10 protein-coding genes are annotated in these 11,967 nt (G+C 62.4%); 5 read left to right on the top strand and 5 right to left on the bottom strand.

Features of this window, described 5'->3' with window-relative positions:
• Positions 1-98: 98 nt before the first annotated feature.
• The gene (locus tag INT29_RS12115; RefSeq protein ID WP_101574248.1) at positions 99-920 is read right to left on the bottom strand and encodes an aldo/keto reductase; all 822 of its coding nucleotides are present in this window, start codon (positions 918-920) and stop codon (positions 99-101) included.
• 248 nt (positions 921-1,168) lie between these two features.
• Here INT29_RS12115 and INT29_RS12110 point away from each other — a divergent pair, with 248 nt between their 5' ends.
• Complete coding sequence (locus tag INT29_RS12110; RefSeq protein ID WP_193071771.1) at positions 1,169-2,140, top strand: hypothetical protein; 972 nt, start codon at positions 1,169-1,171, stop codon at positions 2,138-2,140.
• Between the two features lie 47 nt (positions 2,141-2,187).
• Here INT29_RS12110 and INT29_RS12105 read toward each other — a convergent pair whose 3' ends face one another.
• Entirely contained in the window at positions 2,188-2,706 is a 519-nt protein-coding gene (locus INT29_RS12105) for an adenine phosphoribosyltransferase (protein WP_193071770.1), read from the bottom strand.
• Between the two features lie 76 nt (positions 2,707-2,782).
• Here INT29_RS12105 and INT29_RS12100 point away from each other — a divergent pair, with 76 nt between their 5' ends.
• Positions 2,783-3,406, top strand: a complete 624-nt coding sequence (locus INT29_RS12100) for a protein-L-isoaspartate O-methyltransferase family protein (RefSeq protein ID WP_101574251.1) — start codon at positions 2,783-2,785, stop codon at positions 3,404-3,406.
• Positions 3,407-3,551: 145 nt separating this feature from the next.
• On the opposite strand, the gene INT29_RS12095 is transcribed toward INT29_RS12100, so the two are convergent.
• Positions 3,552-4,148 (bottom strand): hypothetical protein, encoded by a 597-nt coding sequence (locus INT29_RS12095; RefSeq protein WP_193071769.1) that lies wholly within the window; start codon positions 4,146-4,148, stop codon positions 3,552-3,554.
• Between the two features lie 233 nt (positions 4,149-4,381).
• Here INT29_RS12095 and INT29_RS12090 point away from each other — a divergent pair, with 233 nt between their 5' ends.
• Positions 4,382-5,410, top strand: coding sequence for a hypothetical protein (locus tag INT29_RS12090; protein WP_193071768.1), 1,029 nt, complete (start codon positions 4,382-4,384; stop codon positions 5,408-5,410).
• Positions 5,411-5,532: 122 nt separating this feature from the next.
• Here INT29_RS12090 and INT29_RS12085 read toward each other — a convergent pair whose 3' ends face one another.
• Complete coding sequence (locus tag INT29_RS12085) at positions 5,533-7,383, bottom strand: ABC transporter ATP-binding protein (protein WP_193071767.1); 1,851 nt, start codon at positions 7,381-7,383, stop codon at positions 5,533-5,535.
• Entirely contained in the window at positions 7,380-9,173 is a 1,794-nt protein-coding gene (locus tag INT29_RS12080) for an ABC transporter ATP-binding protein (protein WP_308298072.1), read from the bottom strand. Before INT29_RS12080 ends, INT29_RS12085 begins: the two co-directional genes overlap by 4 nt.
• A gap of 333 nt (positions 9,174-9,506) precedes the next feature.
• On the opposite strand from INT29_RS12080, the gene INT29_RS12075 reads away from it, so the two are divergent.
• Positions 9,507-11,444 (top strand): acetolactate synthase large subunit, encoded by a 1,938-nt coding sequence (locus tag INT29_RS12075; RefSeq protein WP_193071766.1) that lies wholly within the window; start codon positions 9,507-9,509, stop codon positions 11,442-11,444.
• Positions 11,441-11,953, top strand: a complete 513-nt coding sequence (ilvN, locus tag INT29_RS12070) for an acetolactate synthase small subunit (RefSeq protein ID WP_096178825.1) — start codon at positions 11,441-11,443, stop codon at positions 11,951-11,953. Before INT29_RS12075 ends, ilvN begins: the two co-directional genes overlap by 4 nt.
• The last annotated feature ends 14 nt before the right edge of the window (positions 11,954-11,967 follow it).

Raw genomic sequence — 11,967 nt, 5'->3', positions numbered from 1 at the left:
GATGAGGAAAAGGCCCGCCCGGAGCGAAGAAGCTCCGAGCGGGCCTTCACCGTCGTGTTTCGGCGTGAAGCCGACGCGACTCAGGTAGTGCTTAAGGCTCAGTTCACCTCGGCGGGGTCACCGGAGACACGACCGCCGTTTTCCAGCGAATCGATGGATGCCACCTCGGCGGTGGTGAGTTCGAAGTCGAAGACATCGAAGTTCTGGGCCATGCGATCCCGGTTGTTTGACTTCGGGAAGACGACATGTCCGCGCTGCAGGTGCCAGCGGATGATGGTCTGCGCCCAGGACTTGCCGTGGGTTGACGCGATCTCACCGATGACTGTGTCCGCGTAGTCGACCTTGCCCTGCCCGAGGGGGCCCCAGGCTTCGACCTTGATGTCGTGCTCGGTCAGCAGCGGACGAGTCTCGATCTGCTGGAACTGCGGGTGGCACTCGATCTGGTCGACGGCCGGGATGATCCCGGTGTCGAGAATCTGGGGCAGGTAGCGGTGGTCGAAGTTCGAGACACCGATCGAAGTGGTCAGACCCTGATCACGGTAGGAGGGGAAAGCCTCCCAGGTCTCGACCGAGTTGTTGTTCTCAGGTGTCGGCCAGTGGATGAGGTAGAGGTCGACGTGGTCGAGGCCCAGTTTCTCGAGGCTCTCGCCCAGGGCGCGTTTCGATTCCTCGGCACCGTGGCGATCGTTCCACAGCTTGGTGGTCACGAAGAGTTCATCTCGGGCGATGCCGGAGTTCGCAATGGCGCGGCCCACGCCCTCTTCATTGCCGTAGACGGCAGCCGTGTCGATGTGGCGGTAGCCGACCTCGAGCGCATCGGTGACGATGCGCTCGGTCTCCTCGGGGTCGACCTTGAAGACGCCGAAGCCCAGCTGGGGAATGGTCTTGCCGTCATTGAGTGTGAGTGTGGGAACCGTCAAGGTGCCGCCTTTCGTCACGGGTAATGGTCTGATGTGGTGCAAACGCAGGGCACCGCGGTGGCGGTGCCTGTCCGAGCCTATAACGCGCCGACCGCTGAGTTGTATTCCCAGTTGCCAGGCACAGCTTTCAGACTGGAAGCGCGATCGTTGACTCAACAAGTGCACCGACCGCGGGTCCTGGACCGGGTGTGACGGAACTGCCACAGTCCGGATGCGTCGATTAGGAGAAGCCCGGTTAAGTTGAGAATATGCGCACCACTACTCCGGCATACAGGGTCACTCTGGTCATGATCGCCCTCGCAGCGTTGACCATCGGATTGTCGGGCTGCATCGGTCGGCCGGATCTCAGCGATCGTGCAGACGAGATCGAGGGTGCGCTCTCTGCACTGCCTGGAGTAGAGAGTGTCAGTGGCGAATATCAGAACAGTTTCGAAATAGGGCGGCGGCTGGTCTATAGGGTAGATATGGCGCCAGGAGCGACCGACGATGACCTGGTCAATGTGGCCGAGACTTTGAACAGCGAGGCCGGGGACGATTTCGTCGACTATGGGCGAGATCTGACGTTGAGGTTGCCGCACATTTCTATTGCCCTCAACGGCAAACCGGACCTCGACGAGTTGAGACAGCAACTCCCGCGACTCAGGAGCCTGGCGTCAACGCTGAACGCAAAGACGCTGAGCTGGGAGGCCAACAACGACAATGATCTCGATGATTCGCTGTCGATTTGGGATACCGACGGAAACGCATTCACCGTGATGTCTGCTGTCAGAGATGTGTTCGGGTCGCAAGAGATGCGAGTGAGTTTCGGAAACTCTGGGACCACGGAATGGAAGGTGGCATTTCCCTATTCTCTGCAGGCACAGGACAAACTGGCTACCGCGTTTCATCCGGGCACCCGGGAGCTGGACAGGATCGAGATCCACGATGACCAGGTGACATTTGCCTCCGCACATCTCACCGACGAGGTGAATGCCACGACGAAGCTCACGACGCTCATCGATCAGATCAACGACGGCACGTCAGAGCCATGGAGATTCACCTGGTGGGCGGATCAGCCCGAAGGACGTCAGCACAATAAGACGGCAGGAGGAACGGTGAGCGTTGGTGCCTGCACCTATAACAAGAACAGCAACGGGGAACGGGAACCGGCTGAATATCGGACCTCGGCGGCGCTGAAGATCCAAGACACCTTGCGCGCGAAATACGATACCTGCCCGTAGCTGACTGCTGCTGGCCCAGACTGACTACTCCTGGCCAGTGAGGTGTTTCAGTCTGTGAAGACGGTGTGCACATCACCGGTGATAGCTCGTCCGCCGAGCGCCTCGAGCTCAAGGACGACTGCCGAGCCGACCACCTCCGCGCCGAGTTCCTTCACAAGAGCCTGCGCAGCGGACAGGGTGCCGCCAGTGGCGAGGATGTCATCGACGAGCAGAACGCGCTCGCCCTCTTGGAGCACATCGGGGCCCTCGATCGTTGCAGTCCCGTATTCGAGTGAGTATGACACCGCTGCAGCCGGGCGGGGGAGTTTGCCTGCTTTGCGGATCGGCAGAATGCCCACACCAGTCATTGCCGCGATCGTTCCCGCGAAGAGGAAACCGCGAGCCTCCAGGCCACCGACGATGTCGAACTGTCCTTCAAAGGGTGCGATGAGCGCCTCGGTGACTGCACGCAGCGCGGGACCATCGGCGATGAGCGGTGAGATATCGCGGAAGCTGACTCCCGGCTGGGGGTAATCAGGGATCGAGGTGATCAGGGTCTGCGCGCGTTCGAGGTCGGTATTCGTCACGGGTCAACGATACTCGGTTGGCGGTAGCGATATCGGGTGGGGGAGTAGCGTAGATGTCACAGCATTGGAGGATTCTATGGCATCCGATCGACAAGCTGACTCACTCGCCGAAGCCTTCGCCCAGGTTCCTCGCGAGCTGTTCCTGCCTGCTAAGGAACGAGGCTTCGCTTCCAGCAATGTGCCGCTGCAGATCGGCGATGGGCAGACTAACTCACAGCCGAGCACGGTCGCCGACATGCTGACGCTCCTGGGCCCACGTGAGGGTGACCGGGTGCTCGATCTTGGGTCCGGCTCGGGATGGACGACGGCTCTCCTCGGCGTGCTGGTCGGAGGACGCGGTCGAGTGAGCGGAGTGGAGCGCTACCGTCGGCTCATCGACGGCGCGCGGGCGTCCCTGAGCGAAATTGATCCGGACGCCGTCGACCTGGGTAGTGTCGAGATCATCGCAGCGACCGAGGGAGTGCTTGGTTTGCCGGAAGCCGGCCCTTTCGACCGAATTCTCGTTTCGGCCGGGTCTGAATCGCTTCCGTATGAGCTTGTCGAACAGCTCAGCATCGGAGGTGTTATGGTCATCCCCGTCGGTGGGGAAATGCTGAGAGTTGTGCGCATCGGATCCGCAGACTCGGGAGCTGACGCAGACGCGGGCATCACCGTCACTCGGCATGGCAGCTATCGCTTCGTCCCCCTCATTCGCGATTGACCTGAATCGCGACTGTGCCAGCAGTGTGGCCCGCGCCGCGACTGAGCAATGCTGATCTGAGTCATGTTCAAGGTACTCCGTGATGGGGGCGATGCTGACCAGGTCGAGATCGCTCGTCGCAGTCTGTTCGGCTTTGTAACGCTGATCAGCGTTGGACGGCATCCTTGTGCTGCCGGTTCAGTCTTCTGCGTCGAACGAACCATGCGATTGTGATGACCAGGCCGACGACGGCGAGCGGCATGATCATGTATAGATCATCTGCCTGGTGTTGCGGGGCCTTCCAAGACCACGGCAGCAGAGGATGCCCGAGCTTTGCTTCGACGACGATGAGTACACAGATAGCCGGGAAGAATACGACCGGGATCAACAGGCCTGACAGAGATGTTTTCTCAACCTCGTTGAGGGAAGGCGCGTTCAATCGGACCCCACGCTTGCGAGCATAGCGCTGAGTCGCGACGCGGGGCAGATCGAATGTCGTCACAACGACGACGAGGATGCCTGCCCACCACAATCCTGAAGCGATGAACAGCAGTCCGATGATCATCGCGGTCCATCTAGTCACCTGCTGCCCCCGAGCGATGGCGTCGCCGATGATCCGTCGCTCCTCGGCTATGGTGACGAGCTCGGTCCTGACCGTGGAACCGGCTCCAGCTCCGGCTTGAGTTTCGAGTTCTGGGCCGCCTTCGCTGCCAGCTTCGGCTGCGGCCGCAGGACCGACTCCGTTCTCCGTCTCCGCGTCCATCGGCCTCCTCCTCGTCGAGTCGAACAGTCTGCTTCACAACAATACACGTTGTCGTATGGATTAGCAGTTGAGGATCTTCAGCTCGGTGAACCGGCACCAGCCCGGTACATGAACCGAGCTGGTGCCGGTTCACCGAGCTGAAGAGCGGCAGGTCGTTTGAGCTACCCGAGATCGTTGGGGACGGTCGTATACAAAGTATTGCTGTTTGATGGCGTTTGATGGATTATAGTGTCATGTATCAAGTCTTTGCGACGACGGATCTGATGCGTCTCGGCTACTCGGACCGCGACATTCGTGCCGCGATCGGGTGTTGCCTCGAGCGCGTTGCGCGCGGTCGGTTCGCTGTCACGAGCACGTGTGCGAATCCTCGGCATGTGAAGATCTGGGCAGCTCTCGCGGACGGGGATGCCGACGAACTCGTGCGACTGGGAGATAAGCGTGATGCCATCGAGCGGGTGAAAGTGCTGATCCGAGCTCGCGCCGACAGGATCAACAGGAAGACTACGAAGGGCCCACAAGCGACGAGCGATGTCTTCTCCCACCTGTCTGCCGCATTGCTGTGGCAGCTCGAGGTGGTGCAGATCGAGCATTCCCGGGTGGAAGTCATCAGGCCGAATTCCAGTGCGCGGTTCGCTCAACTGATCGTTCGTAGGCGAGAGCTCGGCACTGTACATGTCGAGCTGCTCGGCGGTATGATGCTGACCTCGAAGCCGCGGACGCTCATCGACGTCGCCCGTGACTACGAGCTTGAGGTCAGTATTCCGATGCTCGATGATGCTCTGCGGAGACAGCTGGTCACCAAGGAGGAGCTCCGCACCTTGCTTGCAACCTGCAAGGAGGCCCGGAACTGTCATCGAGTCGATGCGGCACTCGCCCTGGCCGATGCCCGGCACGAGTCACCGGGAGAATCTATCGTCGCGATCCGTCTGCATGAACTCGGCCTGGATGATATCGAGCCGCAGTTCGAGATCTTTGATGAGAACGGGTTCTTCGTGGCGCGCACAGACTTCATCCATCGGCCGTCGAAGACGATCATCGAATTCGACGGCCGTGCCAAATACACGCTCAACGGTCGTGACCTGCGAAGGGAATTCGACCGCGAGCGTGAACGCGAACGGCGCCTGCGTGCACTCGGGTACCACGTGATCCGTGTCTATTGGAAGGATCTGTGGCATCGGCAGGCGTTTGTCGACATCGAAAGGCTAGTGCGGACACGAACTCCACGGCAGAGAACTCCTCGCGCAGCACCACCAGCTCGGTGAACCGACAGTAGCCAGGTCCATGGGCCTAGCTGGTGTCGGTCCACCGGGCTGATATCGAATGAGGCTGGGTTGGCTGGGTTGGCTGGGTGGCTGGGTTGGCTGGGGCGAGCGAACGCTTCCAGCTACACCAGCGAGTCCCGCCACGCCTTGTGCAGCTGCGCGAACTTGCCTGCCCCTGAGATCAGCTCATCGGGAGTGCCGTCTTCGATGATGCGTCCGGAGTCCATGACGAGGACACGGTCGGCGATCTCCACGGTGGAGAGCCGGTGGGCGATGATGATCGCGGTGCGTCCCTCGAGCACCGTCGCCAACGCTGTCTGGACGAGGCGTTCGGAGGGGATGTCGAGGTGCGCGGTCGCCTCGTCGAGGACGACGATGTCCGGGTTCGCCAGGAACACGCGAGCAAAGGACACCAGCTGCCGTTGTCCCGAGCTGAGCCGACCGCCGCGCTTCTTCACATCGGTCTCGTAGCCCTCGGGCAGATTGCGGATATAGGGATCCAGGCCGACGGCCGTGGCCGCGGCAAGAACCTCGTCATCGCCGGCATCGGGGTTGCCGATGCGAATATTGTCGGCAATCGTGCCCGCGAACAGGAACGACTCCTGGGTCACCATGACCACGCTCTTACGCAGCTGCGCATCATCGAGATCACGCAGGTCCACCTCGTCGATGGTGATTCGGCCTTCACTGGGATCGTAGAAACGCGTGACCAGCTTGACCAAGGTCGACTTGCCCGCACCCGTGGCACCCACGAGCGCCACGATCTCTCCCGCGGGGATGCGCAGGTCGAACCGGGGGAGGACATCGGGGCCGTCGCCGTAGGAGAAGCGGACATGGTTGAGGTCGATCGAACGCCCACTGGGCGCTTGGCCGGACCCTTCCGCCGAGGTGGCACCGGAGTTCCGGTCGGTACTGTGCGCAGGCAGGACCTTCGGGTGGGCCGGTGCGACCACCTCAGGATCGGTGTCGAGGACGGCAGCCATCTTCTCCAGTGCCGCCGAGGCTGATTGGTAGAGGTTGAAGGACTGAACAAGTTCATCAAGGGGACCGTAGAAGCGGCGCAGGTAGAGGATGAACGCCGCGAGAACGCCGATCTGCGTCCAGCCTTCGATGACGAGCCACGCACCGACGATGATGATGACCGTCTGCGTGACATTGCCGACCAGCCTCGTCCAGCCCGCGAACCAGGCGACTCCGCGCAGGGCATCGGTGTTGGCGTCGCGGTACGCAGTGTCCTCGTCCTTGAGCGTGCCCCGGCGATCGGGCTGCCGGCGGTAGGCCTGAACAGCACGGATCCCGCCCATGGTCTCGACGAAGTGGACGATGACCTTGGCGATCGAGGTCCGTGTGCGACGGTAGGCGTTCCTCTGCGAACTGTGCGCAGACTTCGTGATGAAGAACAGCGGAATGAACCCCAGGAAGACCACGAGTGCCAGGGGCACGTCGAGGACGATGAGGGTCACGGCGATGAAGGTCATCTCGAACAGCGCCAGAGCCGTGTCGAAGAGTGAGTAGGTGAGGAACTGCTGCACCGACTCCATGTCCGAGGTCTGCCGCGACACCAACCGGCCCGAGGTCGAGCGCTCGTGATAACCCAGGTCGAGACGCTGGATGTGTCCGAACAGTCGCGAACGGAGACTGTAGACGACCTTCTGCGCGGTGATGCCGACGAGCCTCGTCGAGGCGAAAGCGAGCACCGCCGAGGCAATCGCGGAGATGACGAAGGCAGAGACCGCCCGAATCAGTGGCCCCGGATCACCGGCGACTGCCTGCGGAACACCATTGTCGAGCGCATCGGCGATGAAGATCGGACCGATGACGAGGAACAGCGCGGTGAGCACGACGATGACGAGCAGGAAGATCGCCATCGGCAGGTGCGGGCGGACCAGGGAGAACAGCAGCGCACGGGCCTTCTTCGCGATGTCCGGCGGAAGCTGTTCGACCTCATCCTCTTCAACACGCGGAATGCTCATTGCCCACCTCCTTCAGTGAATTGCTCGGCCGTCGCTTGCCCAGGCGTCGAGTGCTCCGCCGCTGCGGAGGCGCCCATGAGTTCGCGATAGAGCGCTGAGGATCCCAGCAGCTCATCGTGGGTGCCCAGCGCGACGATGCGTCCTTCGTCGAGGACGGCGACCGCATCGGCCAGTGCCGAGGTGGAGGGGCGGTGGGCGATGATCAGCGTCGTCGAATCGGGCAGGATCTCCCGCAGCGCCCGTTGCACCCGATCTTCCGTGTCGACGTCGACCGCGGAGAGCGGATCGTCGAGGACGAGGATCCGGGGTGCGCCGATCACGGCACGGGCCAGGGCCAGGCGCTGCCGCTGTCCACCGGACAAGGACAATCCCTGCTCACCGACCTGGGTATCGAGACCCTCTGGCAGCCGCTCGACGAAGTCCTTCGCCGCCGTGATCTCCAGGGCGTGCCAGATCGCGTCATCGTCGACCCCGGGCGCACCCATGCTCACGTTCTCGGCCACCGAGGTGGAGAACAGGATCGGGTCCTCGAACGACACCGACACCAGGTTGCGCACCTCATTGACGGGCAGCTCACGAATATCAGTGCCATCGACGCGTACGGATCCGCCGGTGACATCCTGCAGCCGCGGAACAAGAGAGGCCAAGGTCGTCTTGCCCGATCCGGTGGCCCCGACGATGGCCAGGGTCTGGCCCGGAGCGATATGCAGATTGAGGTTCTTCAACGTATCGCGGTCGGTGTCGGCGAAATGGAAGTCGACATTGTCGAAGTCCAGTTCACCTTTATAGCGCCCCACATCGGGAGCATCGGCGATCCGACCGTCGGCGTCGGTGATGTCGTGCCTGATGTCGATGACCTCCCAGTACCTGGCAGCTGCGGTCAGAGCCATGAGGGCATCGGCGAGGAGGAAGCCGAGCATTTCGATCGGCATCCGCATCACCATGGAGATCGTCACGCCGGCGACGACGGTGCCGATGGTCATCCAGCCCTGCACGACGCCCCAGGTGCCCACGGCCACGATGGCGGCCTGGGCGAGTGTGGGCAGGAGGATGAGCACACTCCAGAACCACGAGTCGAGCTTCGCCTTGCGCACCTCGAGCCCCTGGAACTTCCGCGACAGGTGGGAGAAGCGCTGCGCGGCCCAGGGGGAGCGGCCGAAGGACTTGAGGATCCTGATCCCCTGAATCGACTCCTCGACCTCGGTGGTGATCTCACCGACCGTGTCCTGAGAGCGTCTGGAGGCTTCCCGGTACCTCTTCTCGAATACCGTGACCGTCGCAATCGTCGGTACGGCCATGATCAGCATGATGAGGCCGAACACCGGATGCAGGAACGTGAGAATGATGGTGCCGATGATGATGATCAGCGGGGTGGTCACAAGGAAGGGAATCCCGAAGGCGAAGAAGCGGCGCAGCTGAGACAGGTCATTGATCGCGCGCGAGAGCAGCTGTCCCGATTCCCAGGAATCGTGGATAGCCACCGAGGTGTATTGGAGCCGGTCGAAGAGACGCGAACGCCAGGTGATCTCCCACTGGGCGACGACCGGCGCGATGAGGAGCCTGCGCGCCCACAGTGCCACCGCCTCGGCGATGCCGATGACGAGAACCCCGAACACTGGCAGCCACAGTCCCGACAGGTCGCGGTGGGCGATGGGCCCGTCGATGATGTGACCGGTGATCAGGGGGATGATCAATTGGATGCCGTTGGCCAGGAGGGTCAGCGCGAGTACAACGATGTACACGCCGATGCGAGAGCGCAGATCGGGCCAGAAACGTAAGAGGGGACGCACCTTCAAGAGCCTAGTCGGGCCGCGTGTCGGAGTCTATGGTTCTCACAATCGGGCTTTCCCTTCCTCTCAAGGCGGAATCGAGTGGGCATCGCAGAGGTCTCACGCTTCAGTCGATAGTCGTCCCAAGTTTCGAGACGATCCATTGCGTCGTTTGACACGCTGATCGCCCGAGGTGAACTATTGAGCCATGACTCACCTTCTTGTCGTCGTTATTACCCAGCGCGCGGATCTTCCGTAGCCTGTCAAAACGACACGTTCCGCGCGCCCCTACCGAAACCGGAGGGGCTTTTTTCATGCGGAGACAAGATGGATCACTAGGAAGGATACGAAACGATGGCAGCCACGCCCTCGGCCCAGTCAGCGGGAACTGGCACCGCGCCCAGCGCAGCCCCGGTGACCGCGACCCCGTCAAGCATTCGACGCAACTCGACCCCTGAGGTCCTCACCGGAGCGCAGGCGATCGTCCGCAGCCTCGAACTCCTCGAGGTCGAGACTGTCTTCGGCCTTCCCGGCGGCACCATCCTTCCGACCTACGACCCGCTGTTCGAGACCGACAAGATCCGTCACATCCTCGTGCGCCACGAACAGGGTGCCGGACATGCGGCCGAAGGCTACGCCGCCGCCTCGGGAAAGCTGGGTGTGTGCATCGCAACCTCGGGCCCGGGTGCGACGAACCTGATCACGGCGCTCGCCGACGCCCATATGGACTCTGTGCCCGTCCTGGCCATCACCGGTCAGCAGAGCTCGAAGCTGCTGGGTACCGACGCATTCCAGGAAGCCGATATCGTGGGCATGACGATGCCGGTGACTAAGCACAGCTTCCTCGTCACCAAGGCAGAGGACATCCCCTCGGCGATCCTCAACGCTCACCACATCGCGACCACAGGTCGGCCCGGCCCGGTCCTCGTCGACGTCACCAAGGATGCACAGACGGGTACCGCACCCTTCGTCTGGCCCGGGGAGCCGCAGCTGCCCGGCTATCGTCCCATCCTCAAGCCCCATGCGAAGCAGATTCGCGAGGCCGTCCGGCTCATCTCGGAGGCTCATCGTCCCGTGTTCTACATCGGCGGCGGTGTCATCCGCTCCCAGGCAGACAAGGAACTGCTCAAACTCGCCGAGGCGACCAATATTCCCGTGGTCACGACCCTGATGGCCCGCGGAGCGTTCCCCGACTCGCACCAGCTCCACCTCGGAATGCCCGGAATGCACGGCAGCGTGCCCGCCGTGACCGCCTTCCAGAAGGCCGACCTGCTCATCACAATCGGTGCCAGGTTCGATGACCGAGTCACCGGCAACCTCGATTCCTTCGCCCCGAACGCGCAGGTCATCCACGCCGACATCGACCCTGCCGAGATCGGAAAGAACCGGGACGTCGACGTCGCCATCGTCGGTGACGCCCGCGAGGTGCTCGCCGAGATGCTCAGCGAGATGCGCGACAAGTTCCCCAAGGCTCTCGACCGTCAGCGCGAACCCTGGTGGCGCTTCCTCAACCGGCTCAAGACGACCTACCCGCTGGGCTACTCCACCCAGGACGAGCTCTGCGATCCGCAGTACGTGATCTCGCGGATCTCGGCCCTGACCGGACCCGAAGCGGTCTACGCAGCGGGAGTGGGCCAACACCAGATGTGGGCCGCCCAGTTTGTCGAGTTCGAGCGCCCCAAGTCGTGGCTGAACTCCGGTGGCCTCGGCACCATGGGCTACTCGGTGCCTGCCGCGATGGGCGCAAAGGTCGCCGAACCGGACCGCGTCGTGTGGGCCATCGACGGTGACGGATGCTTCCAGATGACCAACCAGGAACTCGCAACCTGTGCGCTCAACGGCATCCCGATCAAGGTCGCGATCATCAACAACTCTTCGCTGGGCATGGTCCGCCAGTGGCAGACCTTGTTCTATGACGGCCGGTACTCCAACACCGACCTCAACACGGGCCATCAGACGATCCGGATCCCGGACTTCGTCAAGCTCGCCGAGGCGTACGGCTGCCTGGCCCTGCGTGTGGACAGCAACGATGACGTCGATGCTGCGATCAAGACGGCGCTGGAGACCAACGACCGTCCAGTCGTCCTCGACTTCACGGTCCCGGCGGATGCCATGGTGTGGCCGATGGTCGCCGCTGGTGTCTCCAACGACGAGATCGAATACGCACGCGGCATTCGCCCGGAGTTCGACGGTGAGGGCGAGGAACAGGCCGAGAGCCTGATCGCGGAGGCCGGTACGGAAGAAGACGGCACGGTTCGCTCCGTGGCACAGATCGAAGGGGGCCTGGAATGAATAACCGGCACACACTCTCAGTCCTGGTCGAGAACAAGCCCGGCGTGCTCACCCGCTTCACCGGACTCATCGCCCGCCGCGGCTTCAACATCCACAGCCTCGCAGTCGGGGTGACCGAGCATGATGAGCTCTCGCGCATCACGGTCGTCGTCGACGTCAAGGACGTGCCTCTGGAACAGGTGACCAAACAGCTGAACAAGCTGGTCAACGTCATCAAGATCGTCGAGCTCGAACCGGCCACATCGGTCCGACGTGCCCACATCATCTACAAGGTCAAGGCCAACGCCACCACCCGCCCGCAGGTCGCGGCGGCGGTGGAGATGTTCCGCGCCAAGATCGTCGACGTGGGACCTGACTCCGTCAGCGTCGAAGCCACTGGCGAGCTGGGCAAGGTCGAGGCGCTGCGCGAAGTCCTCGAACCCTTCGGGATCAAGGAGATCGTCCAGTCGGGCACCGTGGCCATCGGCCGCGGCTCGAAGTCGATCACCGACAGGGCCCTGCGCAGCTGAATCCAGTGACGCTG

The organism is Brevibacterium sp. FME37 (assembly GCF_014897485.1).
Taxonomy (GTDB): Bacteria; Actinomycetota; Actinomycetes; order Actinomycetales; family Brevibacteriaceae; genus Brevibacterium.
The sequence above is the reverse complement of the archived record's forward strand: the minus strand, read 5'-3'. Positions and strand labels throughout refer to the sequence as shown.